24 protein-coding genes are annotated in these 23,847 nt (G+C 72.1%); 17 read left to right on the top strand and 7 right to left on the bottom strand.

All coding sequences use genetic code 11. From position 1 onward, the window contains the following. The first annotated feature begins 1 nt into the window (after position 1). Together C2L59_RS45255 and C2L59_RS45260 are read left to right on the top strand one after the other, a co-directional pair. Positions 2-1,450 carry a lactate utilization protein B gene (locus tag C2L59_RS45255; protein ID WP_103355877.1) on the top strand — a complete coding sequence of 483 codons (1,449 nt, stop codon included), beginning with the start codon at positions 2-4 and terminating at the stop codon, positions 1,448-1,450. Further along, the gene (locus tag C2L59_RS45260) at positions 1,447-2,013 is read left to right on the top strand and encodes an LUD domain-containing protein (RefSeq protein ID WP_103355878.1); all 567 of its coding nucleotides are present in this window, start codon (positions 1,447-1,449) and stop codon (positions 2,011-2,013) included. Before C2L59_RS45255 ends, C2L59_RS45260 begins: the two co-directional genes overlap by 4 nt. A gap of 11 nt (positions 2,014-2,024) precedes the next feature. Here C2L59_RS45260 and C2L59_RS45265 read toward each other — a convergent pair whose 3' ends face one another. Then, positions 2,025-3,242 (bottom strand): hypothetical protein, encoded by a 1,218-nt coding sequence (locus C2L59_RS45265; protein WP_146060530.1) that lies wholly within the window; start codon positions 3,240-3,242, stop codon positions 2,025-2,027. A gap of 891 nt (positions 3,243-4,133) precedes the next feature. Next, on the bottom strand, positions 4,134-4,751 hold the full coding sequence (locus C2L59_RS45270) for a TetR/AcrR family transcriptional regulator (protein ID WP_103355762.1): 618 nt from the start codon (positions 4,749-4,751) through the stop codon (positions 4,134-4,136). A 116-nt stretch (positions 4,752-4,867) separates the two neighbouring features. Here C2L59_RS45270 and C2L59_RS45275 point away from each other — a divergent pair, with 116 nt between their 5' ends. The 3 genes from C2L59_RS45275 to C2L59_RS45285 are packed head-to-tail and all read left to right on the top strand — an operon-like array spanning position 4,868 to position 8,171. Next, complete coding sequence (locus C2L59_RS45275; RefSeq protein ID WP_103355763.1) at positions 4,868-6,400, top strand: long-chain fatty acid--CoA ligase; 1,533 nt, start codon at positions 4,868-4,870, stop codon at positions 6,398-6,400. Positions 6,401-6,411: 11 nt separating this feature from the next. After that, complete coding sequence (locus C2L59_RS45280; protein WP_103355764.1) at positions 6,412-7,404, top strand: LLM class flavin-dependent oxidoreductase; 993 nt, start codon at positions 6,412-6,414, stop codon at positions 7,402-7,404. A gap of 11 nt (positions 7,405-7,415) precedes the next feature. Beyond that, positions 7,416-8,171 (top strand): SDR family NAD(P)-dependent oxidoreductase, encoded by a 756-nt coding sequence (locus tag C2L59_RS45285; RefSeq protein ID WP_103355879.1) that lies wholly within the window; start codon positions 7,416-7,418, stop codon positions 8,169-8,171. A 50-nt stretch (positions 8,172-8,221) separates the two neighbouring features. On the opposite strand, the gene C2L59_RS45290 is transcribed toward C2L59_RS45285, so the two are convergent. Beyond that, on the bottom strand, positions 8,222-9,259 hold the full coding sequence (locus C2L59_RS45290) for an aldo/keto reductase (protein ID WP_103355765.1): 1,038 nt from the start codon (positions 9,257-9,259) through the stop codon (positions 8,222-8,224). Positions 9,260-9,324: 65 nt separating this feature from the next. After that, entirely contained in the window at positions 9,325-9,783 is a 459-nt protein-coding gene (locus C2L59_RS45295) for a VOC family protein (protein ID WP_103355766.1), read from the bottom strand. A gap of 109 nt (positions 9,784-9,892) precedes the next feature. Between C2L59_RS45295 and C2L59_RS45300 the strand changes: the two genes are divergently transcribed. Then, positions 9,893-10,864: a YafY family protein gene (locus C2L59_RS45300; protein ID WP_103355767.1), complete on the top strand. Its 972-nt coding sequence runs from the start codon at positions 9,893-9,895 to the stop codon at positions 10,862-10,864. 21 nt (positions 10,865-10,885) lie between these two features. On the opposite strand, the gene C2L59_RS45305 is transcribed toward C2L59_RS45300, so the two are convergent. Continuing rightward, entirely contained in the window at positions 10,886-11,746 is an 861-nt protein-coding gene (locus tag C2L59_RS45305; protein WP_103355768.1) for a LysR family transcriptional regulator, read from the bottom strand. An 89-nt stretch (positions 11,747-11,835) separates the two neighbouring features. Between C2L59_RS45305 and C2L59_RS45310 the strand changes: the two genes are divergently transcribed. Further along, positions 11,836-12,678 carry a TIGR03620 family F420-dependent LLM class oxidoreductase gene (locus C2L59_RS45310; RefSeq protein WP_103355769.1) on the top strand — a complete coding sequence of 281 codons (843 nt, stop codon included), beginning with the start codon at positions 11,836-11,838 and terminating at the stop codon, positions 12,676-12,678. Positions 12,679-12,737: 59 nt separating this feature from the next. Here C2L59_RS45310 and C2L59_RS45315 read toward each other — a convergent pair whose 3' ends face one another. Next, the gene (locus C2L59_RS45315) at positions 12,738-13,718 is read right to left on the bottom strand and encodes a PaaX family transcriptional regulator C-terminal domain-containing protein (protein WP_103355770.1); all 981 of its coding nucleotides are present in this window, start codon (positions 13,716-13,718) and stop codon (positions 12,738-12,740) included. A gap of 202 nt (positions 13,719-13,920) precedes the next feature. Here C2L59_RS45315 and C2L59_RS45320 point away from each other — a divergent pair, with 202 nt between their 5' ends. From C2L59_RS45320 to C2L59_RS49660, 10 genes are read left to right on the top strand one after another with little or no spacing between them, the layout of a single operon-like run. Beyond that, a complete protein-coding gene (locus C2L59_RS45320) occupies positions 13,921-14,838 on the top strand; it encodes a transporter substrate-binding domain-containing protein (RefSeq protein WP_103355771.1) in 918 nt (305 codons plus the stop codon). Next, on the top strand, positions 14,835-15,710 hold the full coding sequence (locus C2L59_RS45325; protein WP_103355772.1) for an amino acid ABC transporter permease: 876 nt from the start codon (positions 14,835-14,837) through the stop codon (positions 15,708-15,710). Before C2L59_RS45320 ends, C2L59_RS45325 begins: the two co-directional genes overlap by 4 nt. Then, positions 15,707-16,492 (top strand): amino acid ABC transporter ATP-binding protein, encoded by a 786-nt coding sequence (locus tag C2L59_RS45330; protein ID WP_103355773.1) that lies wholly within the window; start codon positions 15,707-15,709, stop codon positions 16,490-16,492. Before C2L59_RS45325 ends, C2L59_RS45330 begins: the two co-directional genes overlap by 4 nt. Beyond that, entirely contained in the window at positions 16,489-17,628 is a 1,140-nt protein-coding gene (locus tag C2L59_RS45335; RefSeq protein WP_103355774.1) for a CapA family protein, read from the top strand. The genes C2L59_RS45330 and C2L59_RS45335 overlap by 4 nt, the downstream gene beginning before the upstream one ends. After that, positions 17,625-18,863 (top strand): CaiB/BaiF CoA-transferase family protein, encoded by a 1,239-nt coding sequence (locus tag C2L59_RS45340; RefSeq protein WP_103355775.1) that lies wholly within the window; start codon positions 17,625-17,627, stop codon positions 18,861-18,863. The genes C2L59_RS45335 and C2L59_RS45340 overlap by 4 nt, the downstream gene beginning before the upstream one ends. After that, on the top strand, positions 18,860-19,867 hold the full coding sequence (locus tag C2L59_RS45345; protein ID WP_103355776.1) for a 2-hydroxyacyl-CoA dehydratase family protein: 1,008 nt from the start codon (positions 18,860-18,862) through the stop codon (positions 19,865-19,867). Before C2L59_RS45340 ends, C2L59_RS45345 begins: the two co-directional genes overlap by 4 nt. Beyond that, positions 19,864-21,087, top strand: a complete 1,224-nt coding sequence (locus tag C2L59_RS45350; protein WP_103355777.1) for a 2-hydroxyacyl-CoA dehydratase family protein — start codon at positions 19,864-19,866, stop codon at positions 21,085-21,087. Before C2L59_RS45345 ends, C2L59_RS45350 begins: the two co-directional genes overlap by 4 nt. A 19-nt stretch (positions 21,088-21,106) precedes the next feature. Next, positions 21,107-22,051 carry a hypothetical protein gene (locus C2L59_RS45355; RefSeq protein ID WP_103355778.1) on the top strand — a complete coding sequence of 315 codons (945 nt, stop codon included), beginning with the start codon at positions 21,107-21,109 and terminating at the stop codon, positions 22,049-22,051. A gap of 12 nt (positions 22,052-22,063) precedes the next feature. Next, entirely contained in the window at positions 22,064-23,302 is a 1,239-nt protein-coding gene (locus C2L59_RS45360) for an alpha/beta fold hydrolase (RefSeq protein WP_233224061.1), read from the top strand. Further along, positions 23,296-23,448, top strand: a complete 153-nt coding sequence (locus tag C2L59_RS49660; RefSeq protein WP_233224062.1) for a hypothetical protein — start codon at positions 23,296-23,298, stop codon at positions 23,446-23,448. The genes C2L59_RS45360 and C2L59_RS49660 overlap by 7 nt, the downstream gene beginning before the upstream one ends. Before the next feature lie 15 nt (positions 23,449-23,463). Here C2L59_RS49660 and C2L59_RS45365 read toward each other — a convergent pair whose 3' ends face one another. Further along, positions 23,464-23,844 carry a MerR family transcriptional regulator gene (locus C2L59_RS45365; protein ID WP_103355779.1) on the bottom strand — a complete coding sequence of 127 codons (381 nt, stop codon included), beginning with the start codon at positions 23,842-23,844 and terminating at the stop codon, positions 23,464-23,466. Between the last annotated feature and the right edge of the window lie 3 nt (positions 23,845-23,847).

Consider the following 23,847-nt stretch of genomic DNA (forward strand, 5'->3'; position numbering starts at 1 on the left):
CATGCCCGCTTTCCCGGCCGCCGCCCGGGAAGCGCTGGCCGACACGCAGCTGCGGCGCAACCTCGCCCACGCGACCGGCACCATCCGGGCCAAGCGCGCGGCCGTCGTGGGCGAGGTCGCCGAGTGGGAGGAACTGCGGCTGGCGGGCGCCGCGATCAAGGACAACACCCTGCGCCGCCTCGACGAGCACCTGCTGACCCTCGAAGCGGCGCTGCAGGCGCGGGGCGCGACCGTGCACTGGGCGCGGGACGCCCGGGAAGCCTGCGCCGTCGTCGCCGGCATCGCGCGCGGCCACGGCGTCGACGAGGTCGTCAAGGTCAAGTCGATGGTGACACAGGAGATCGGGCTCAACGAGGCCCTCGCCGAGCACGGCGTCACCGCGTGGGAGACCGACCTCGCCGAACTGATCGTGCAGCTCGGCGACGACCTGCCCAGCCACATCCTGGTGCCGGCGATCCACCGCAACCGCGCGGAGATCCGGGAGATCTTCCGCCGCGAGATGGCCGGGGCGGGCCGGCCGGCCCCCGACGGGCTGACCGACGACCCGGCCGAGCTGGCCGGCGCCGCGCGGCTGCACCTGCGCGAGAAGTTCCTGCGGGCGAGGATGGCCGTCTCCGGCGCGAACTTCGCCGTCGCCGAGAGCGGCACCCTGGTCGTCGTCGAGTCCGAGGGCAACGGCCGGATGTGCCTGACCCTGCCCGAGGTGCTCGTGTCCGTGGTGGGCATCGAAAAGGTCGTCCCGACGTGGGCCGACCTCGACGTGTTCCTCCAGCTGCTGCCGCGGTCGAGCACGGGGGAGCGGATGAACCCGTACACCTCGACGTGGTCGGGCGTGACGCCGGGCGACGGTCCGCAGGAGGTGCACGTGGTGCTGCTGGACAACGGCCGCACCCGCGCGCTCGCCGACGAGGTCGGCCGGCAGGCGCTGCGCTGCATCCGCTGTTCGGCGTGCCTGAACGTCTGCCCGGTCTACGAACGGACGGGCGGGCACGCCTACGGCTCGGTCTACCCGGGGCCGATCGGCGCGATCCTCAACCCGCTGCTCAAGGGCGTCGGCGTCGACGAGCAGACCGACTCGCTGCCGTACGCGTCCAGCCTGTGCGGTGCCTGCTTCGAGGCGTGCCCGGTACGCATCGACATCCCGGAAGTCCTGGTGCACCTGCGGTCGCGGGTGGTCGACGCGCACCGCGGCGGACCGCCGAAACCCGAGGCGCTGGCGATGAAAACGGCGTCCTGGGTGCTCTCGGACGCCCGGCGGCTGGGGTTCGCCGAACGCGGGCTGGGTGTCGCGAACCGGGCGCTGACCCGGTTCGGCCGCGGGCTGCTCCCGGGCGGCCGCCGCGCGCTGTCCCGGCTGCCGTGGCCCGGTTCACTGTGGACGAACGCCCGCGACCTGCCGGCCCCGCCGCGCGAATCGTTCCGGGCCTGGTGGCGGCGGGCCGGGAAGTGACCGCGCGCGAGGAGATCCTGGCGGCGGTCCGTGGTGCGCTGCGGGAGGCGGACCGGACCGAAGCGGTGGTGCCGCGCGGCTACCGGTCGGTGGTCGCGGACATCGACCTGTTCGCCGAGCGCGTGGTCGGCTACCGCGCCACGCTCACGCGCTGCACCGCCGCCGAACTGCCGGCCACCCTCCGATCGGTGCTGGGACCGGCCCGGAAAGTGCTGATACCGGACGGTTTCCCGATCGACGTCGGCGGCCCCCCGAGCACCACGGCGGAGTTCGACGCGGTCGTCACCACGGCGGCCCTGGGCATCGCGGCCACCGGCACGATCGTCCTCGACCACGGCCCCGGCCAGGGCCGGCGGGAGCTGAGCCTGCTGCCGGACGTGCACGTGTGCGTGCTCCGGGCGGACCAGATCGTACCGGGCGTCCCGCAGGCGGTGGCGGCACTGGACCCGGCCCGCCCGCAGACGTGGATCAGCGGCCCGAGCGCCACCAGCGACATCGAGCTGACCCGGGTGGAAGGCGTGCACGGGCCGCGGAACCTGCACGTCATCGTCGTGACGGAGTGAAGCCGAATACGCTAATCCTTCGCTGACGTCGTTGCATTGGCGGCCAGTCGTTCTTGGAAAGTGGCGTGGCGGAATTGGTAAACCGCGCCGACGGTTCGCATGATGCCCCGGCGGCGGGCATCCTCGAGGAATTTGATGATCCTTAACGGCGTTCGGGCTTGCGCGTGCAGCCAAAGGGCCGCGATCCAGATTTGGCCGGAAGAATGAGCCAAGATCGCGCAGGCTATGCCGGCCAAGGTGTAGTACCCGAGGGCGACCGAGCCGCCGAGCAAGCGGTCAGGACCGAAATCAGTGGTCTCCGAGAACGGGTTCCAGTTGGCCATCACGGCCAGTCCGGCCACGCAGCCGAAGATCGTTCCGACGGTCAGGGCATGGAGAGCGTCACCCCGCCAGGTGGCGATGGGGCGAAGGCTGCTGACGTCGGACCGCAACGTGATCCGGGGTACGGCGAGGATGCCAAGGAGAAATAGCAAACCAAATGGCAATGCCACGACAGGCGTCAAGTCCAGTGCAACGACCAACGTCGCGCCGAACGTGATGAGGAGCAGGACGCGGACCGGCCGGCGTTGCATTCGCCCGGAAAGGCGTGTCCGACTGACCAAAGTGGGTTTACCGGAGCCGAACGCTATTCCGAGCGCGGCGACCATGCCTCGGATGAGCTCATGCTCGCCGGTGGTGAAGTACAGTCCGCTGCAGACAACTCCGACGCAGGCTATCGAGAACTCCATGCGCCCCATTTCCGGGAGGCTGGTCAGGCGCCACTGAGTTGCGAGCGTCGTAAATGCTCCGAACGAAATCGCGGCCAACATGGCCCGAAATATATCGAACTCCCAATTTATCTCCGGGGACCAGCTCCAGCCGATCCCGAGCACGCCGGCTGCCGTTGCGGAGATCAGTGCCACCCTCCAGAGGAGGGGGGTGAGTAGCGGTAGCTGCCACCAGCCGAGGACGCCGGTGCTGCGTTTCTCCATATTGGCGGCAAGCCAGCCGAGTGCATGCTGCGCTCCGGGTCGGTGGCTGCTGGATGGAGCCCCTTTGTCGTAGGCGATGTTCGTGAATCGGTCTATGGGACGACCTTCGAAATCAGTGCTGGTGGCCGAGCTCGGTGCGAGCACCCGCGAAACATCGTCCGAGGGCTCGAGGGTGTCACGGAGGAGGGTGATGGCGAGTGGATTCGACAACGCGCGCGAGGCAGCGCCCTCCGGGTGGTTGTGCAGGTCCTCCAGCAACAGGTCCCAGTTTGCCGGGGCCGGCCCGCCAACTCGTCCGGGCGGGACAGTATGACGACTCGTCCATTCGCCTCGGTTCCCAACGCTTCCAGGAGGGCTGCTCGGGAATCAACGGGAACCTCGTCGAGGCCGTCCAAGATCCAGGACAGGGAACCATTGTGCCAAAGGTCGCGTACCACGCGCGAAGGCTGGGTCTGCACTGCGGGGCATGTCTCGCGTAACTGCTTGGTCAGCCAGCTTTCGAGGGACTGTGGATCCCAAGACGATCCGCTCAAGAGGATCGGAACGGGTGTGTGGTTCCGTGCCTGCTCGGTCAGTCCGGCCCTGTGTTCGAGGTCGTCATGGTGCCAGTGCAATGGTATCGGCGCGGGAACAAGGAGCTTGCGCTCGTTCGCGGCGTCTTTCCATTGCGTGTGAATCGCACCGGCCAGCTCGTCGATCATCCGTGTCGACGCCGTCGGTCGGACCGGCCCTTCACTGAGCTGAGGGTGGCGGTCACCATGCCGATCAGCGCCAGAAAAAATTGACCGAAAGTCGCCTCGTCGCCCCGGCTTTCCCGGGGAAGGAAGCGGATCCATACGGCCCACAGGGCAGCTGTTATCACCACCGATACGCCCAGGCGGAAAAGCCACTTGGTGCGACCTGTGCGCATTCGAGCCCTTTCTCGCTCCGCCGCGGCTTGATCTCGCCAAGGCTACTGGTACAGATCGTCGACACGGCAATCTCTGTTACGAGCGCCCGTGTGCCAGCACATTCGCTGGCTGACGTTTGAGATCGGCAGAATCTCGTACGGTTCGGTCAAGATCTGACAGCAAGGGAGATGCAGCCGAACTCGTATCCACAGCCGGCGAGGGGTCGACTGCTTTCGTCGGGCGACCCGGGCGGTGCCCGTCAGCCGACCAGCCGGGGGAACAGCTCCCGCACCCCGCGCCGCAAATCGTCGAGCGCCGCCTCTTCGCCGGCCAGGTGGCGCAGCAATGCCTGCTGGAACAGCCCGTCGAACAACGCGTACGCGTCCGCCGCGGAGCAGGTCGGCTCCGTGCTCCCCAGGGCCGCGTACGCGCTCACGTTGCGCCAGATCATGTCGCGCAGGCTTTCGTCGATCTCCGCGACGTCGTCGCGGAAGGCCGGCTCGAACAGGGACTGGGTGCGCAGGTCGTACCACATGCGGTGCATCAGGGGCGCTTCGCCGAGCGCGGCTGCGAGGCCGTCCGCGCACGCCGTGGCCAGCTCGCCCGGTGTTGCCGCTTCGCCGACGCCGCCCTCGTAGCGCTGCACGCACGCGGCCTTGTAACGCCGTACGCAGTACGTGATCAGCTCGACCTTGTCGGCGAAGTAGTAGTGCAGCAGCCCGTGAGAGAACTTCGTGTGCTCCGCGATCGTGCGCAGGCTGGTGCGGGCGTAGCCGAGGTCGGCCAGGGCCAGGAGCGCCGCGTCGGCCAGTTCCCGGCGGCGGTCCTCGAACTTGTCGGCTGGGGGCCGGCGCTTCACGGCGGGTGCGCTGGTCACGCTCCCGAAGATACCATCGCCGCCGTTTCTGACCAATCGTCCAAGAAAATCTTGACATTCGTCCAAACGGCGGTCATGGTCGTCACCAGCCGCCGGCGAAGTCGGGAGGGACGACGATGTCTCTGTTCTTCTACCTGGAGAAAGGCGCCTCCCTGGATCCCGGGGCGCCCTGCTTGACCCTCGACGGGGAGTCCCGGTCCTACGGCGAGGTCGTCGCGCTCGCCGAGGCCGTCGCCCGGGCGTTGCGGCGCTCGGGCGTCGCCCCGGGGGACAAGGTCGGCATCCTCTCGGCCAACGACCCCACCGCGTTCACCTGCGTCTTCGGCATCTCCCGGGCCGGCGCGGTGTGGTGCCCGATCAACCCGCGCAACGCGGCCGCGGAGAACGCCGAGCTGCTGGACCTGTTCGACTGCACCGCGCTGGTCTTCCAGCCGGCCTTCGACGACCTGGTCGCCCGGATCGCGCCGCGGCTGCCGAAGCTGACCACGCTCGTCCGGCTCGGCGAAGGCGACGCCCTGGCGACCGGGTTCGACGCGTGGCTCGACGCCGCCCGCGACGACCCGCCCGCCGCGGCCGCGCCGCCCGACGACGTCGTCGCCCTCGTCGGGACGGGTGGCACGACCGGCCGGCCCAAGGGCGTCATGCTCACCGACCGCAACCTGGAAGCGATGTCGGCGATCACGCTGATGAGCTACCCCTTCGAAGGCCGCCCGGTCTACCTGGCTCTCGCGCCGCTGACGCACGCGGCCGGCGTGCTGTGCTTCCCGGTGCTGGCCCGCGGCGGCGAGGTCGTGATCATGGCCAAGCCGGACGTCGGGCGGTTCCTGGCGCTGATCGAACGGCACCGCGTCACCCACACCTTCCTGCCGCCGACGCTCATCTACCTGGTCCTCGGCCACGAAGCCCTGGACACCACGGACCTCTCGTCGCTGCAGTGCTTCTGGTACGGCGCGGCCCCGATGTCGACGGCCCGGCTGGCCGAGGCGCTCGACCGGATCGGCCCGATGGCGCAGCTGTTCGGCCAGTCCGAAGCCCCCATGATGATTTCGACGATGTCGCCCGCCGAGCACCGCCGGCCCGACGGGACTGTCCACACTGGACGGCTGGCGTCCGCCGGACGGCCGTCGCCGCTGGTGACGGTGGCGATCCTCGACGGCGACGGAACGGCCGTCCCGCCGGGGGAACGCGGCGAAATCTGCGTGCGCGGCTCGCTGGTGATGGCCGGCTACTACCGCAACCCCGAAGCGACCGCGGAGGCGTCCGCCCACGGCTGGCACCACACCGGTGACATCGGGTTCCTGGACGCCGACGGGTTCCTCCACATCGTCGACCGCGCCAAGGACATGGTCATCACCGGCGGCTTCAACGTCTACTCCGCCGAGGTCGAACAGGCGGTGCTGGCCCACGACGCGGTCCGCGACTGCGCGGTGATCGGCCTGCCCGACGACAAGTGGGGCGAGCGCGTCACCGCCGTCGTCCAGCTGCGGCCCGGCGCCGGGCTGGACCCCGGCGAGCTGATCGCGTTCGTCAAGGACCGCATCGGCAGCGTGAAAGCGCCGAAACAGATCGAAATCTGGCCCGACCTGCCTCGCTCGACCGTCGGCAAGGTGCTCAAGGCCGAAATCCGCACGACCCTCACCGCCGGCTGAAAGGGAACACCATGAAACTCGCGCTGTACCTGCCGAACTTCCGCGACGAGGTGACCGTGCGGGAACTCGAGGACCTCACCGCGCTGGCCGAGGACCTCGACTTCGACTCCGTCTGGACGCTCGACCGGATCATCGTCCCGGAAACGTCGGACACGCAGGAGATGCAGTACTCCTTCGGGATGATCGAGGGGTTCCCCAAGGGGCTCCCGGTGAGCTCGCGGGGCAAGTTCCTCCAGGGCATGCCGCTCATTCCTTGGCTCGCGGCGAAGACGTCGAAGGTGCGGATCGGGATGAGCATCATCGACACGCCCTACCGCTCGCCCGGCGTCCTCGCCGCCGAACTGGCCACCATCGACCACCTGTCGGGCGGCCGGCTCAACGTGGCCGTCGGCTCCGGCTGGATGCCCGAGGAGTTCGCCGCCGCCAGCGCGTCGCACCTCTTCCCCAAGCGGCACAAGCATGTCCGGGAAACCCTGGAGATCATGCAGGGCATCTGGACCAACGACCTGTTCGAGTACCACGGCGAGTTCGCCGACTTCCAGCGCAGCGGGTTCGGCGCGAAGCCGGTGCAGAAACCGCACCCGCCGATCTTCTTCAGCGGCCTCAAGGACGCCAAGCGCTCGGCCGCCCGGATCGCGAAGTACGGCCTGTCCGGCTGGATCGGCATCCAGGACTCGCCCGAGGACATCCGGCGCTGGCGCACCGAGATCCAGCGCGAGCTGGAAGCCCTCGACACCCCGCGTTCGGTGGACGACCTGGAGATCTCCAGCATGATCTGGTTCGTGATCACCGACGGGGACATGGACCAGAGCCCGCTGGGCAAGGGCACCAACCTGCTCGTCGGTTCGCAGGCGCAGATCACCGACCAGCTCAAGCGGTACAAGGACGCCGGGCTGACGATGCCGTTCCTGTGGCCGCCGTTCCAGGACGTCCCGGTGGCGAAGACCCTCGACGACATGAAGCGCCTCACGGAAGAAATCCTGCCCAAGATCGACGCGATGTGAAAGGGACCAGCATGTCCGAACTCGAAGGAAAGCGCGTCTTCGTCACCGGTTCCGGCGCCGGCATCGGCAAGGCGATCGCCGCGTTGTTCACCGAACGCGGCGCCCGCGTGGTGATCAGCGACGTGAACACCCTCGCGGCCAAGCAGACGGCCGACGAGATCGGCGCGGCCGGGGTCGCCAACTGCGACGTCACCGACGAAACCCAGGTGCAGTCGGCGATCCAGCAGGCGGTCGACCTCCTCGGCGGGCTGGACGTCCTGGTGAACAACGCCGGCATCGAGGTGTCGTCCCCGCTGCTGCAGCAGCCCACGGACAGCTTCGACAAGATCTTCGCGGTCAACGTCCGCGGCACGTTCGTGACGATGAAGGCCGCGATCCCGCACCTGGTGGAGTCCCGGGGCAACATCGTCAACATCGCCTCGATCGCCGGCATCGGCGGCAGCCCCCTGCTGGGTTCCTACTGCGCGACGAAGGCGGCGGTGATCCAGCTGACCCGCGTGGCGGCGGTCGAGATGCGCCCGGCGGGCGTCCGGATCAACGCGGTCTGCCCCGGCTTCGCGGACACGGCCATGGTCGAGCGCCTGGTCCCGGACTTCGAGGCGGCGACCCAGGTCCCGTTCGGCGACCTGGTCGCGGCCAAGCAGGGCCGGCTGGGCACGCCGCAGGACATCGCGGAGGTGACGGCGTTCCTGGCCTCGGACCGGGCGAGCTGGGTGACGGGCAGCCACTACGTCCTGGACGGCGGGCTGACGGCATCACTGGTGTGAGGTGCGGGCCGGTCGCCGCCCGGTGGCGGCCGGCCCGCCGGAGCGCGTCGTCACCGGGCTTCCGCCGCGAGCGACGCCGGCGAGCGGCGGCGCAGGTGCGGCCGGGTGAGGTGCGGCGGCACGTAGGCCACGTCGACCGGCCCGAGGTCGGTGCCGGGCGGCACGATCTCGTCGATCCGGTCGAGCACGTCGTCGCCGGCCGTCCGGCCGGCGCCGGCGAGCAGATCCACCAGCTGGTCTTCCGTGCGCGGGCCGATGATCGCCGACGCCACCGCCGGGTGGGCCGTCACGAACGCCAACGCGAGGTGCCGCAACGGGATCCCGGCCTCTTCGGCGAGGGGCAGGAGGGCTTCGACGGCGTCCAGCTTGCGTTCGTCGGTCAGGTGCCGCGGTACCCAGTGCAGGCGCCCGGCCGAGGCCGGCTCGCCGCCGTTCTTGCGGTACCGGCCGGTGAGCAGCCCCATCGACAACGGGCTCCAGACGAGCACCCCGAGGCCGTACCGCTCGCAGACGGGCAGGACCTCGGACTCCGCATTGCGGTCGAGGATCGAGTAGTGCAGCTGTTCGGTCCGGAACCGCGCCAGGCCACGGCGTTCCGCCACCCACTGGGCTTCGACGATCTCCGAGGGCGGCAGGTTGGAGTGCCCGATGGCCCGCACCTTGCCCGCGCGCAGGAGGTCGGTCAGCGCGCTCAGCGGCTCCTCGATGTCGGTGCCGGGTTCGGGGTGGTGGAGCTGGTAGAGGTCGAGGTGGTCGACGCCGAGGCGGCGCAACGACCCTTCGACGGCCGAGACGATCCAGCGCCGCGAGTTGCCGCGGCGGCCGGGGCCCATCGGGCCGTTGCCCTTGGTGGCGAGGACGACGTCGTCGCGGCGGCCGCGCAGGGCCTTCCCGACGATCCGCTCGCTCTCGCCGTCGCCGCCGTAGACGTCGGCGGTGTCGATGGTGGTGATGCCGAGGTCGAGCGCCCGGTGGACGATCCGGACGCACTCGTCCGGATCCGGGTTGCCGTACGGGCCGAACATCATCGTGCCCAGCGTGTAGGCGCTCACCCGGATGCCGGTCCGGCCGAGGGGACGGGTCTGCACAGGAGTCTCCGGTGGTCGGCCGCGGTGGGACGCCCGGGGGCCTCCCACCGCGACGGGGAAGTGGGTCAGCGCGCGGCCGCGACGTCGATGATCCAGGTGACGCCGAAGCGGTCGGTCAGCATCCCGAACGCCGGCGCCCACGGGGCCGGGCCGAACTCCTCGATCACGGTCGCGCCTTCGGCGAGGCCCTTCCACACCGGGGAGATCTCGTCGACGGTCGTGCCGCGGACGGAGAGGAAGAACGGCTCCTTCGTGATCGTGGTGCCGTGCTCGCGGTGGGTCGTCGGCGCGGCGGGGGTGGCCGGGCCGTCGGTGCCGGGGACGTCGTAGGCCATGACGCTGAAGCCGTTGTCCGCGGTGACCTGGCCGAACACGACCTTGCCCGCGTCGGGCAGGTCGGCGGGCATGCCGAAGTCGCCGTAGGTGACGACGGTGGCCTGGCCGCCGAAGACCGACCGGTAGAACTCGAGGGCCGCGCGGGCCTGGCCGGTGAAGTTGAGGTGGGCGACAGCGGTGAGCGACATGGTGTTCCTTCGAGAAGTGATCTCGCCGCCGGGGGGTTCCGGCGACAAAAGCCACGATGTCAGCGGTAGCGGTCAGGGAACGTCCGCTTCTCGTGGCACCATGAAAGCCATGCCGATCGCCTCCTCGACGGCGACTTCGGGTCGTCTGCTCTCGCTGCTGTCCCTGCTGCAGGTCCGCCGGGACTGGCCGGGCGCGCTGCTCGCCGACCGGCTGAGCGTCAGCGAACGGACGGTGCGCCGTGACGTCGACCGGCTGCGGGAGCTCGGCTACCCCGTGCAGGCGGTGAAGGGGCCGGAGGGCGGCTACCGGCTCGAAGCCGGCGGCCGGATGCCGCCGTTGCTGTTCGACGAGGAGCAGGCGGTCGCGCTGGCGGTGGCGCTGCGGATCGCGGTGGGGACCGGCGCGGGCATCGAGGAGGCCGCCGTCCGCGCGCTGGCCACGGTGCGCCAGGTGATGCCGTCCCGGCTGCGGCAGCGCGTCGACCAGCTGGAGATCACCGCGGCCGGCCGCGAAACCCAGGTCGGCACCGACGTCCTGCTCGCGCTGAGCTCGGCCATCCGGGCCACCGAGGAGGTGCGGTTCGACTACGACTCCCCGTCGCGCCCGGCGGAGCCCGGGCCTCCGCGCCGGGTGCAGCCGCACCACCTGGTCGTCCGGACCGGCCGGTGGTACCTGGTCGGCTGGGACGCCGCCCGCGAAGACTGGCGGACCTACCGCGTGGACCGCCTGCGGCTGCGCGTGCCGAACGGCCCGCGGTTCACCCCGGGGGAGGTGCCCGGCGGCGACGTCGGCACGTTCCTCGCCGCCCGGTTCAAGGGCTCCGGCACGGCCGACGCGTGGCCGTGCCGGGGCGAAGTGGTCCTCGACCTGCCGGTCGCCCGGGTCGCGCCGTTCGCCGGGGACGGCGTCGCCGAGGAAGCCGGCCCCGGGAAGACGAGGCTGGTGACCGGTTCCTGGTCGTGGCCGGCCTTGGCGGCGGGCTTGCTGCGGTTCGGCTGCGACATCGAGGTCGTCGGCCCGCCCGCGCTCCGGACGGCTTTCGCCGAGCTGGCCACCCGCGCGGCGCGGGCCGGCAGTTGATCCACAGCGGACGGTGAACGGTCAGTCGCGGAAGGCGGCGACCGCGCATTCGGCGGCGGCGCCGGCGGTGCCCGCGGCGACGACGATGCTGCCGGCGATCGTGATCGCCGGCTCGAGCGGGATGGACCGCACCCGGGTCGAGCGGATCTCGCCGACCTGGTCTTCGGGCAGCACCGTCCAGCTCCGCGGCTCCGAACCGACTTCGACGATCGTGTCCTGGAGCGTTCCGGTCGGGCGGCCCTCCTTCGGGCACAGCCCGGTGTCGCGCAGGGCCGAAACCACGGCGTCGTGCAGCGGCGGGTCGTGCTCGGGGGCGGGGACGCGCAGCGGGTGACCGGCCAGCTCGGCCAGGCCGGCGGCCGGGCGGTCCGCCAGCGGGTGGTGGCGGGAGACCACCGCGAACAGCCGTTCGGTCCAGGCCGGCAGCACCGTGAGCCCGGGCACCGACCGCACGCCACGGGTCAGCGCCAGGTCGAGCTCGCCCTCCCGGAGGGCGTCGAGCCGCGCTTCCACCGGCAGGTCGACCAGCACCACGTCGAACTCCGGCGCCCGCTCGCGGAGGGCGTCGATCCCGCGTTCCAGGCGGGCCGTCAGGCCGGGGGCGGTGCCGATGCGCACGGTCGTCATGACCTCGGTCGCCGCGATCCGCACCTGGCCGGCCGCGGCGAGGGTGGCGCGCGCCGCGTCGAGCACGCGCTCGCCGGCCGCGGTGAGCCGGACCCGCCGCGGCGACCGGTCGAAGAGCCGGACCCCGAGTTCCCGCTCCAGGCGGGCGATCTGCTGGCTGACGGCGGGCTGCGCGACGTGCAGCCGTTCGGCGGCCCGGCCGAAGTGCCGTTCGTCGGCGACGGTGACGAAACACCGCAGCGCGCGCAGCTCCATGGTCCTCACCTCCGACGATAAGCCAAGCTTATCGCAGCACGTGCCGGCTGGGGCTGGTTCCCGCCGCCGGCCGGTGCTGGAGTTCGATCATGACCATCGAACTGGGACCCCTCGGCGCCTACCTGACCGCCGCCGACGCGACCGCGGCGGAGGCCGTCGCCCTGGAAGAAGCCGGATACGGCGCCGTCTGGCTGGCCGCGTCGCCGGCGGCCGACCTCGGCCAGGCCGCGCGGCTGCTCGACGCGACCAGCCGGATCGTGGTGGGCACCAGCGTGCTCAACGTGTGGCAGGCCGACGCGGACGAGGTCGCGGACGCCTACCACCGGATCGCGCGCGAGCACCCCGGCCGGCTCGTCCTCGGCATCGGCGCCGGCCACCGGGAGGTCGACGCCGGCTACACGTCCCCGGTGGCGAAGGTGGCGAGCTACCTGGACACCCTGACCGCGGCCGGCGTGCCCGCCGAGCACGTGCTGCTGGCCGCGCTCGGGCCCCGGATGCTGCGGCTGGCGGCCGACCGCGCCGCGGGCACGCTCACCCTGCAGGTGACGCCCGAGCACACCCGGTTCGCCCGGGACCTGCTCGGACCGGCCAAGCTGGTGGTGCCGGGACACGGTGCGCTGCTCGACACCGACGTCGAACGGGCCCGCGAGACCGGCCGGGCCGCCGTACGCCCCATGCTGGGGATCGCGAACTACGCCGCCAACCTCCGGCGGATCGGCTTCACCGACCAGGACCTCACCGACCCCTTCGGCGACCGGCTGGTCGACGCGCTCGTGCTGCACGGCGACGCGGCCGCCATCGCCGCGGGCATCCGCGCGGAACTGGCGGCGGGGGCCGACCAGGTCGGCGTGCACGCGATGGGCGCGGATCCGCTCGGTCTCCTGCGGGTGCTCTCGCGGGTGGTGGGGGAGGGGCGGGTCCTGCGCTGGTGAGCCGGCCGCGGCCACCGGCCGGCCGCGGGTTGGTGGCGGGCCGGCTGGTGGCGGGCCGGCTACCGGCGCCGGGCGTCATCCAGGCGGCGGGCTTCCGCCGCCTGCTCGAACGGGGTGTCGCCGGCCGGGTGGCGGTCGCCGAGGCCGGCGAACAATGCGGCCACCTTCACCGAGTCGTGGTGGGTGGCCAGTTCCGCCAGGGCGGGGTCGGTGGCCGCCAGCACCTGCCGGAACCGGCGTTCGGCGAGCGGGCCGAGCCGGTCGTAGATCTGCAGGAACACCTTCTGGGCCCGGTCGCGCGCCCAGCCGGCCGGCAGCAGCTCGGCGGGCAGGTCGGGGTCGGTCTCCGGGAACCGGCGCCAGTCCACGCGCAGCTCGGTGCGGGTGCGCAGCGCCTGCGCCGGGCTGATCAGGCCGGCGTCCAGGCCGGTCAGCACGTCCTCGTAGCGCTCGACGAACTGCTCGTACTCCCGGGCGAGCGGGTCCAGGTCGAAAGCCGTGGCCGCCGCGGCGGGCCCGGGGACCTCGGTGGCGCGGAAGACGGTCGCACTGCGCAGTTCCAGCTCGCGCAGCGCCGCGACGGCCGGTTCGGCGAGGTCGTGCGGGCTGATCCAGACCCCGTCGTACAGCGCGGCGAACCGGAGGACCCGCAGCCGGGACCGCAGGGCCGTGCGCAGGCCCCGCTCCTGCTCCGGCACCGAGAAGGTGACCACGGTCCAGAGGCCGTCCCAGCCGGGCGGGGTCGTGCCGAAGGTCAGCATCCGGTGCGTGCGTTCGATGATCACTTCGGAGGTGCGGGCCGGGATGCCGTACGCCGTCGTCCGGCCGCTGCGGGACACGGTCAGCAGACCGCGGGCGGCGAGCCGGCGGATCGCCGCCCGCGCGCTCGCCGCGCTGATGTCGAACTCGCCCAGCAGCTCGACCAGGGCGGCCGACGGGATGTGCTCGTCGCGCCAGTACCAGAAGTCGCCCAGCAGCGAGGTGAGCAGCAGCTGGGGCTCGGCTCCCTGCTGTGCGCGGGGCAGCGGGCCCGTCGTCATCGCGCTCCTGCCTCTTCCGGGGTCGGTCCCGGCGGCCGGTCCGCCGCGGGGGTCCATGGTGGCAGCTGGAGCGCGGTGGCCGGATCGAGGGGTTGAATCACGCGACACATCATGCGACGATCGGCGCCCAGATAGCAACCAATCGTTCTCCCAGGTTTCCGCGCCGCCCGCTCCGGACGGCCCCCCGCAGGAAGAAAACGACATGGGTTCCTCACTTCGTCAATGGCGTCGAAGCGCGCTCGCCGTGGCCGCCGCGGGGCTCGCGGTGGCCGGCTGCACGGTCGACGACGGGGCGGCGTCCGCCCCTTCCGCCGCCGCCCTCACCGCCGTCCCGGCCCTGCACGACCAGCTGCCGCAGGCGGTCAAGGACGCCGGCGTCCTCCGGTTCGCCGGCGACTCGCACCCGCCGTACCGCACCGTCGGCCCGGACGGGAAGACGGTCACCGGCATCGACCACGACTTCCAGCAGGCGCTCGGCCAGCTCCTGGGCGTGCGCACGGAAACCACCATCGTCAGCGGGCTCCCGGCCGCGCTGCAGGGCATGCTCAGCGGCCGGTACGACGCCTTCAACGGGCCGGTCAAGGCGACCGCCGAACGCGAGAAGCAGTTCGACACCGTCACCTGGATGACCACCCGGACGTCCTACGTGGTCCCCGAAGGGTCCGCCGCGGGCATCAAGCAGGCCGCCGACCTGTGCGGCAAGCGCGTCGCGGTGGTCACCGCCAGCGTCGTCGAAGACCAGCTCGCGAAGCTGTCCGCCTACTGTGAGCGCTCACAAAAGGCGGCCGTGCAGGTGATCGGGCTCGACGACACGAACGCCACCCTGCTGGCCGCCAAGTCCGGCCGGGCCGAGGCCGCCGGGATGACCCAGGCCGCCGCGATCGACGTGACCACCCAGCAGAAGGGTCAGTACGAATACGTGACGCAGACCGAAGAACAGGGCGCCACGAAGGACAACCTGGCGCTCTACACGCCGAAGTCCGCCAAGCTCGGCCCGGTGCTGCAGAAGGCGTTCGAGGAACTGTTCCGCAACGGCACCTACACGCGGATCATGCACCAGTGGGGCCTGGACGAAGTGACCGTCCCGCAGCCGGTGTTCGACGCGGCCTCGGCGAAATGACCGCCGTGTCCACAGTGGAGGAGACGACGGCGGCGCACGACGACGTCGCCGGGGCGCGCGGCCGCTTCCGCCCGCTGCGCTGGCTGTTCGTCCTCGCGCTGGCGGTGCTGACCGCGCAGCTGGCCGTCTTCCTGGCCGGCAATTCCCGGTTTCAGTGGGACGTCGTGGCGAAGTACCTGTTCGAGAAGAGCGTCATCGCCGGCCTGGGCACCACCGTGCTGCTGGCGGTCGCGGCGATGGTGCTCGGGTCGCTGGCCGGCGGCGTGGTCGCGGCCATGCAGCTGAGCGGGTTCGCGCCCGCCCGCTGGGTGGCGACGCTGTGGGTGGGCCTGTTCCGCGGCATCCCGCCGCTGGTGCAGCTGATCTTCTGGTTCAACCTCGCCTACCTGCTGCCCCGGCTGTCGCTCGGGATCCCGTTCGGCCCGGTCTTCGGCAGCTGGGACGCCAACACCGTCATCACGCCGCTGACCGCCGCGGTGATCGGGCTGTCGCTGGTGGAATCGGCGTACCTGGCGGAGATCTTCCGCGCCGGGGTGTCGTCGGTCGACCCCGGCCAGCGCGACGCGGCCCGCGCGATGGGCTACCCGCCGGCCCAGACGCTGCTGCGGATCGTGCTGCCGCAGGCGATGCGGGTGATCATCCCGCCCGCGGGCAGCCAGTTCATCAACGTGCTCAAGGGAACGGCGCTGGTGTCGGTGATCGCGATGTCGGACCTGCTGCACTCGGTCCAGGTGATCTACAACCGCACCTACGAGATCGTGCCGATGCTGCTGGTCGCGTGCTTCTGGTACCTCGTCGTCGTCACCGCACTGACGGCCGCGCAACGCCGGCTGGAACGGCACTTCTCCCGCGGCCACCGGAGTGCCCGGTGAGCGCCCCGGTCCTGCGCCTGGAGGGCGTCCGCAAGCAGTTCGGGCCGGTGACCGCGCTGGCCGGCGTCACCCTGACCGTGCAGGAGGGCGAGACGGTCGTGGTGATCGGGCCGTCGGGGTCGGGCAAGTCGACCCTCGTCCGCTGCGCCCACCAGCTCGAACCGCTCGACGGCGGCGCGATGTACCTCGACGGCGAGCTGCTGGGGTACCGGCGCACGCCGGGTGGCCTGCGCGCCCTGACCGAGCGGAAGGTCGCGGGCCAGCGGCGCCGGATGGGCATGGTGTTCCAGCAGTTCAACCTGTTCCCGCAGTTCACCGTGCTGCGCAACGTGACCGACGCGGCCGTCCGCGTCCACGGCCGCGACCGGTCCACAGTGGAGACGGAGGCCCGCGAGCTGCTGGCGCGCATCGGGTTGGCCGGCCGCGAGGACCACTACCCGCGGCAGCTCTCGGGTGGGCAGCAGCAGCGGGTGGCCATCGCCCGGGCCGTCCTGGTCCGGCCGCGGATCATGCTGTTCGACGAACCCACCAGCGCCCTCGACCCGGAGCTGGTGGAGGAGGTCCTGGCGGTGCTGCGGGACCTCGCCGCCGCCGGAACCACCATGGTCGTCGTCACCCACGAGATGGCCTTCGCCCGCGAGGCGGCCGACCGGTGCGTGTTCATGGAGGCGGGCCGGATCGTCGAAGAGGGTCCGCCGGACGAGCTGTTCTCCCGGCCGCGGACCGACCGGCTGCGTGCCTTCCTGTCCCGTCACCTGTCCGAAAAGGAGGGCGTTTCGTGATCACTGTCGGCGCCGTCGGCGACCTCATCCTGGACGAGCCCGGGCCGGAGTCCTTCCTCGCCCCGGCCGCGCCCGTGCTGCGCGGGATGGACCTGGCCATCGGGCACGTCGAAGTGCCGCACTCGACGACGACGGTCCAGCGCAGCACCGACGTCCCGGCGCCCCCGGCCGACCCGGCCGCGCTGAAGGCCGTGGCCGACGCCGGATTCGCCGTCGTCACGCTGGCCGGCAACCACATCTGCGACGCCGGCGACGAAGGGCTGGCCGACACGATCGCGCACGCCCGCGCGGCGGGCATGCGGACGGCCGGGGCCGGCCCGGATCTCGCGCAGGCCCGGCTCCCGGCGATCGTGGAGCGCGGCGGCCTGCGCATCGGCGTGCTGTCCTACAACTGCGTCGGCCCGCGCGACTCGTGGGCCACCTCCCGCAAGCCCGGGTGCGCGTACGTGCACGTGCTGACCCACTACGAACTCGACCACGCCAGCCCGGGCGGGCCGCCGAAGATCTACACCTTCGCCGATCCCGACAGCCTGGAAGCGATGGCGGACGACGTGCGCCGGCTGCGCGCCGAGGCCGACGTCGTACTCGTGTCGCTGCACAAGGGCGTCGGCCACACGCCGGTCGTGGTCGCGATGTACGAAAGCCCGGTCGCCCGCGCGGCGGTCGACGCCGGTGCCGACGCGGTGTTCTCCCACCACCCGCACATCATGCGCGGCATCGAAGTCCACAGAGGACGGCCCATCTTCCACGGGCTCGGCAACTTCGCCACCGTCACCCACGCCTTGACGCCGGGCGCGGGCGTCGGCGCGGACGAGCTGCGGGCGTGGGCCGAACGCCGAACGCAGCTCTACGGCTTCGCGCCCGACCCGGACATGCCGTTCTTCCCGTTCCACCCCGAAAGCCGCAACACCGCCATCGCTTTCTGCCGCTTCGACGGGACCGGGCTGCGCGAAGCCGGTTTCCTCCCCTGCTGGATCGACGACCGGGGCCGTCCGGTGCCGGTCGGCGGGACGCCGGAAGGCGAAGCGGTCACGAAGTACGTCGAGGACATCACCCGCGGAGCCCGGCTCAACGGCCGGTTCACCACCCGCGGCACCGAAGTGCTCGTCGATCTCTCCGAAGGGGTTCCCGCATGACCGACCAGCCACTGGCCGGCCGCACCGTCATCGACTTGACCACCGCGCTCGCCGGACCGTACGCGACGCTGCTGCTCGCCGGGCTCGGGGCGACCGTGATCAAGGTCGAAAACCCGGCCACCGGCGGGGATTCCTCCCGCAACAACGCACCCTACGTCGGCCGCGACGGGCTGAACCTCGCCCGCCGGCACGAAGACGACCTCTCGGTGTCGATGCTGCTGCGCGGCCGCAACAAGCTCAGCGTCACCCTCGACCTGAAGAACCCGCGCTCGCACGCGGTGTTCACCGACCTCGTCCGCGACGCCGACGTGCTGGTCGAGAACTACAGCCCCGGCGTCACCGAACGGCTCGGTATCTCCTACGAGCGGGTCCGCGAGCTCAACCCCCGGCTCGTCTACACCTCGATCAGCGGATTCGGGGCCCAGGGCGGCCCGGGCTCCGGCAAGGCGATGGACTCGATCATCCAGGCGCTGAGCGGCGTGATGATGACCGCCGGCGAACCCGACGAGGGCCCGGTCCGGTCCGGACTGCCGATCGGCGACCTCCTCGCCCCGCTGTTCGCCGTGGTCGGCACAGTGTCGGCCCTGCTGCAGGCCGAGCACACCGGCGAGGGCCAGCACGTGGACGTCTCGATGCTCGGCGCGCTGACCTCGCTGGTCGCCTGCGAGCCGTTCGACGCCTTCGAGGCGGTCGGCCTGCCCCAGCGCACCGGGTCGATGGTGCCGCGGCTGGCGCCGTTCGGGATCCTGCCGGCGGCGGACGGGTACGTCGCGCTCTGCGCGCCGACCGACGCCTTCGCCCACGGCGTGCTCCGGGCGATCGGCCGGCCCGAGCTGGCCGATGACGACCGCTACCGCACGCGGGACCAGCGGGTCCGCGCGGCCGACGAGCTGCACGGGCTCATCCGGGAGTGGTGCCGGGTGCGGCCCCTGGCCGAGATCCTCGCCGCGTTCACCGCCGAAGGCGTGCCGGCCGCCGAAGTCCGCGAGCCGCGCGAGGCCGTCCGCGACCCGCTGGTCCTGGCCCGCGAAGAAGTCGTGCCGCTGCGGCACCCGCGCCACGGCGAGGTCGCCGACCTGGCCGGCACCGGGGTGCCCATCCGGTTCTCCGCCGCCCGCGTCGCCCTCGACCGGCCGGCGCCGGCCCTGGGGGAGCACAACGAGCACGTCTACCGCGAGCTGCTCGGCTACACCGAACAGCAGCTGGCCGACCTGGTGGCGGAGGCGGTGATTTGAGCACCGTCGGGTACGTCGGCGCGGACGTGCCGGTCGAGCTGATCACCGCGGCGGACCTGCGGCCGCTGCGGCTGACCGGGCGGCCCGGCCAGGACAGCGCGGCCGGCGACCGCTACCTCGGTCGCGGGGTGGACCCGGTCGCCCGGTCGATCCTGACGCGGATCCTCGACCGCGACTACGGCCCGCTCGAGGCCATCGTCGTCTCGCGTGACTGCGAAGCCTCATTGCGCCTGTTCTACGCCCTGCGGGAGCTGCACCGCGTCGAGCCGGCGGGGCTGCCGCCGGTGCGCCTGGTGGACGTGCTGCACCTGCCGCACCACACGACCACCCGGTACGTCCACGCGAAGCTCGCGCAGCTGCGCGAGTGGCTGGGACGGTGGCGGCCCATCGGGGACGACGACCTCGCCGCGGCGATCACCGCGCACGACACCCTGCGCCGCTCGCTCGGCCGGCTCGCCGCCCTGCGCCGGGCGAACCGGCTGAGCGGCACGCGGTTCCTCGAGACCGTCGCCGCGACCACCGCGGTGCCGGTCGCGGAGGCCATCGCCCTGGTGGATCGGGCGCTCGCCGACCCCCGCGAAACCGACGGGGTGCGGCTGTTCCTCGCCGGAAGTTCCCACGACCACCCGGCGGTCTACGAATCGTTGGAGCGCAACGGCTTCCTCGTCGCGGGCGAGGACCACGACTGGGGCGAGCAGCTGTTCGCCCGCACCTGCGCGGCGCCGACGGAACTCGCGCTGGCCGAGCGGTACCAGTACAACGGCCCGTCCGCCCCGCGTGCGTCCATCCGCGATCGCGCGGCGCACACTGCCGCGGCGGCCCGTGCCTGCGGGGCGGAAGTCCTTCTCTCCTACGCGCGCGTGCACGACGACGCGCCGCCGTGGGACTTCCCGGAGCAGCGCGCCGCCACCGGGCTGCCCGCGGTGCTGGCCGAGCGGCAGCCGTACGGCGAGCTGACGGCGGAAGCACTGGCGGCGCTGGTCCCGGCGGGAGCGGCGGCATGACCGCCCGGCTGGCGTCGGCGACCACCGCGACCGCCTACCAGCGCGAGTGGTTCGCCCGGATCCGCGACGAGGGTGGCCCGCTGGCGCTGGTCAACGCGGACGCGCCCCAGGAGATCTTCCGGGCGATGGGCATCCCGTACGTGGTCAACCAGTGGTGGGCCTCGATCGTCGCGGCGAAACGGCAGACCCAGCGCTACCTCGGCCTGCTGCGCGACCGCGGCTACCCGGACTACATCGAGCAGTACAGCGCGACCTCGCTGGCGTCCGCGTTCGAAGACGATCCCGCCCAGGCGCCCTGGGGTGGCCTGCCGAAGCCGTCGATCGTGCTCGGCGAGACGACCGGTGACGCGGCCCGCAAGATCTTCGACGTCTGGGACGCGCAACCCGGTGTCACCTACTTCCCGCTGGAAAGCGCGGCCGAGAACGAGGTTCCCGAGCGGTGGTGGGAGCTCATGCCGCACCGCTGGGAGGAGGCCATCGGCCGCGACCGGCTCGACCTGCTGACCGGCGAGCTGACCGGGCTGATCCGCTTCCTCGAGCAGACCACCGGCCGGGTGTTCTCCGAGACGCGGTTCCGCGAGGTGCTGGACCTGGTCAACGAGCAGCAGGAGTGGAACCGCCGCACCCGCGACCTGATCGCCGCCGCCCGGCCCTGCCCGATCGCCGTCACCGACGGCATCCCGAGCGTCATGGTGCCCCAGTGGCACCGCGGGACGGAGTGGGCGCGCGACGCCGCCCGCGCGTTCCACGACGAGGTCCGCGACCGGATCGACGCGGGGGTCGCGGTGTGCCCGGACGAGCGGCTGCGGCTGATGTGGATCGGCCGCGGGCTGTGGTTCGACCTGGACTTCTACCGGCGGTTCCAGGAATCGCACGGCGCGGTCTTCGTGTGGTCGATGTACCTGGCCATCGCGGCGGACGGCTACCTGCGCTACGGCGACGACCCGCTGCGCGCCCTCGCCGCCCGCTTCGCGGCCTTCGGCGACCAGCTCTACACCCCGCCGTGGTCGGCCGAGTGGTACGTCAAGGAAGCCCGCCACCACGGCGTCGACGGCGTCGTCCACCTCGTCTCCGACGACGCGCGCGGCAGCTACTTCACCACCCGGGCCCTGCGTGCCGCGGGGATTCCGGTGCTGGAACTGCACGCGGACAACGTCGACGCCCGCACGGGCGACGACCTGACCGCGCGGATGACCGAGTGGCTCGGCTCCCTGGCCTGACCTCCCCGAAAGGAACTCCATGCGCAACGCCTGGCTCACCCCGGCCCTCGTCGCCGCGGTGACGGCCCTCGTCGCGATCACGGCGGCGGCCGTCCCCGGCGCATCGGGGGCATCCGGCGCATCCGGCGCATCCGGCGTGGAAGCCGCGGCGCCGCCCGCGTCGGCCGTGTTCCACCCGGTCGTCCGCGAAGCCGCGGCCAAGACGGGGAACTACGCCGCCGAGTACACCGTCTACCGGCCCGCGGACCTCGACACCGTGCGCGGCCGCCTGCCGCTCGTCGTGTTCGGCAACGGCGCGTGCCGGCACACCAGCAACGACGAACTGCTGACCCTCGAGACGCTGCTCGCCGCGCACGGCTTCGTCGTGGTGGCCGTCGGCGGGTTCGACGAGCCCGCCCTGACCGAGAACGGCAGCCCCGAGCCAACGGTGATCACCGACGCAATTACCTGGGCCGAGCGCGAAAACGCCCGCCGGGGGAGCGCACTGCGGAACAAGCTCGACACCCGGCGGACCGGCGTCGCCGGCCATTCGTGCGGCGGCCTCGAAGCCCTCGTCGCCGGCGTGGACCCCCGGGTGCAGTCGGTGCTGTCGCTGGACAGCGGGTTCTTCGCCGACGGCACCCTCGGCTACGGCCGGGAAAACCTGCGGAACCTGCACACGCCGGTCCTGTTCGCCGACGGCGGCCCGGCCGACGTCGCCTACGCCAACAGCGGCGAAAACTACGACCTCGTCACCGTCCCCGCGGTGCGCGCGACCAACGCGGCCGCCGGCCACACCGGCTTCGTCTACGGCCAGCGTGACGGCGACCCCGACCCGAGCGTCCGCGAAGAGGCGGTGCGGGTCCTGGTCGCCTGGTTCGACTTCACCCTCAACGGCAACCGCACCGCGCGCGGCTACTTCCTCGGCACGGGCTGCGGATTGTGCGGCACGCCGGGCTGGACCGTCACGAGCAAGAACTTCTGACAGGAGCGATTCATGCGAACCGGGATCACCGTTCTGGCCGCGGTCGCGGTCCTCTCCGCGGGCGTGCCCGCGACCGCCCGCGCGGCGGACGCCGGCAAGCCGTGCCCGGCCCCGGTCACGGCCGCGCGGTGCACCGACGGGCAGCTGGCCGACGGCACGCCGTACACCTTCGCGAAACCCGCCCGGTGGAACGGGACCGTGCTGGTGGACCTCGACTTCGCCGCCGGCGGCCTGTCGAGCGCACTCACCGCGAGCCTCCTGGACCGCGGCTACGCGGCCGGCGGCACCACGCGCACGATCAGCAGCTGGAACATCGCGCGGGCCATCGACAACCAGGCCGAAGCACTCGGCCGCTTCGAAGCCGCGTTCGGCCGCGCCCGGTACGCGATCGCCGAAGGCCGCTCGATGGGCGGCATGGTCGCCGCCGGCGTGGCGCAGGTGCACCCCGGCCGCTTCGCCGCGGCGATCCCGATGTGCGGCGGTCTCGGCGGCGCGGTGGGCCAGTGGAACCAGAAGCTCGACACCGTGTTCACGCTGAAGACGCTGCTGTTCCCCGGCTCGGCGCTGCCGGTGACCGGCATCCCGGCCGACGTCCCGGGAACCCAGCAGCGGTGGCTCACGGCAGCGGCGTCGGCCCAGAACACCGCGGCGGGCCGGGCCCGTATCGCGCTGGCGGCGGCGATCGGCCAGCTGCCGGCCTGGGGGCTGGCCCCGGACGGCTCGGCCACCCCGGTCCCGGACGACCGCGACACCGCCGGCGTCGAGCAGGGCATGTACCTCGCCCTGGCGGGTGGCCCGTTGCCCTACCTCGGGCAGGCGGTCAGCAGCCGGCGGACGATCGAGCAGCTGTCGGGCGGGAACCCGTCGTGGAACACCGGCGTCGACTACGCGCGCCAGTTCGCCTCGGCTTCACCGAGCGAGCAGAACGCGGTGCGCGAGCTGTACGCGCGTGCGGGCCTGGATCTGCGCGCCGACTTCGCCCGGCTCGCGGCCGAACCCCGCGTGAGGGCCGATCTCGCGGCCGTCCGGTACCTGGAGCGGGGCATCGTGTTCACCGGCGACCTGCGGATCCCGGTGCTGACGGTCAACGGCACCGGCGACCAGATCTCCACGGTGGCCCAGCAGCAGTCCTACGGCTCCCTGGTCCGCAGCGCGGGCAACGCGTCCTGCTCCGGCAGACGTACGTCGAAACCGCGGGCCACTGCACGTACACGACAGGCGAACAGCAGGCGGCCGTCGACCGCGTGCTGACGCGCCTGCGCACCGGCCACTGGCCGGACACCGCGCCCCGCACGATGAACTCCCTGGCGGCCGCGGCCGACGGCGTCCCGGGCCGCTACCTGCCCTACACCCCGCCGCGGTTCAACCGGATGTACCCGGAGCGGAGCCACCGGTAGCCGGCTCCGGCCGCGTCACGACGCCTGGGCCGGCGTCCGGAGGGTGGCGCGGTGGGCGCGGTTGACGGCGATGAGCTGGTCCAGGGAGTCGCGCGTCCGGATCAGCTCGGCGATGTGGCCGGTGAGCCGGTCGCGTTCCCGGGCCATCCGCTCCGCCGCCGCGTCGGAGGTGTCCTCGCCGGGCGAATCGACGCAGGGGAGCAGGTCGGCGATGGTGCGGCTGGACAGCCCGGCGGCGAACATGCGCTGGATGAAGCCGACCCGCTCGGTCTCGGCGGCGGTGTAGTGCCGCTGCCCGCTGGGACTGCGGGTGCTCGTGAGCAGGCCCTGCTGCTCGTAGTAGCGCAACGACCGGACGCTCGCCCCGGTCTGTGCCGCCAGCTCGCCGATCCGCACGCG

The sequence above is a fragment of the Amycolatopsis sp. CA-128772 genome (genome assembly GCF_002904295.1).
Lineage (GTDB): Bacteria > Actinomycetota > Actinomycetes > Mycobacteriales > Pseudonocardiaceae > Amycolatopsis.

Bases quoted from the DNA above. Each gene is read 5' to 3' on its own strand.
- C2L59_RS45255 (WP_103355877.1), top strand. From the start codon at position 2: ATGCCCGCTTTCCCGGCCGCCGCCCGGGAAGCGCTGGCCGACACGCAG.
- C2L59_RS45275 (WP_103355763.1), top strand. From the start codon at position 4,868: ATGTCTCTGTTCTTCTACCTGGAGAAAGGCGCCTCCCTGGATCCCGGG.
- C2L59_RS45280 (WP_103355764.1), top strand. From the start codon at position 6,412: ATGAAACTCGCGCTGTACCTGCCGAACTTCCGCGACGAGGTGACCGTG.
- C2L59_RS45285 (WP_103355879.1), top strand. From the start codon at position 7,416: ATGTCCGAACTCGAAGGAAAGCGCGTCTTCGTCACCGGTTCCGGCGCC.
- C2L59_RS45295 (WP_103355766.1), bottom strand. From the start codon at position 9,783: ATGTCGCTCACCGCTGTCGCCCACCTCAACTTCACCGGCCAGGCCCGC.
- C2L59_RS45300 (WP_103355767.1), top strand. From the start codon at position 9,893: ATGCCGATCGCCTCCTCGACGGCGACTTCGGGTCGTCTGCTCTCGCTG.
- C2L59_RS45305 (WP_103355768.1), bottom strand. From the start codon at position 11,746: ATGGAGCTGCGCGCGCTGCGGTGTTTCGTCACCGTCGCCGACGAACGG.
- C2L59_RS45310 (WP_103355769.1), top strand. From the start codon at position 11,836: ATGACCATCGAACTGGGACCCCTCGGCGCCTACCTGACCGCCGCCGAC.
- C2L59_RS45315 (WP_103355770.1), bottom strand. From the start codon at position 13,718: ATGACGACGGGCCCGCTGCCCCGCGCACAGCAGGGAGCCGAGCCCCAG.
- C2L59_RS45320 (WP_103355771.1), top strand. From the start codon at position 13,921: ATGGGTTCCTCACTTCGTCAATGGCGTCGAAGCGCGCTCGCCGTGGCC.
- C2L59_RS45325 (WP_103355772.1), top strand. From the start codon at position 14,835: ATGACCGCCGTGTCCACAGTGGAGGAGACGACGGCGGCGCACGACGAC.
- C2L59_RS45340 (WP_103355775.1), top strand. From the start codon at position 17,625: ATGACCGACCAGCCACTGGCCGGCCGCACCGTCATCGACTTGACCACC.
- C2L59_RS45350 (WP_103355777.1), top strand. From the start codon at position 19,864: ATGACCGCCCGGCTGGCGTCGGCGACCACCGCGACCGCCTACCAGCGC.
- C2L59_RS45355 (WP_103355778.1), top strand. From the start codon at position 21,107: ATGCGCAACGCCTGGCTCACCCCGGCCCTCGTCGCCGCGGTGACGGCC.
- C2L59_RS45360 (WP_233224061.1), top strand. From the start codon at position 22,064: ATGCGAACCGGGATCACCGTTCTGGCCGCGGTCGCGGTCCTCTCCGCG.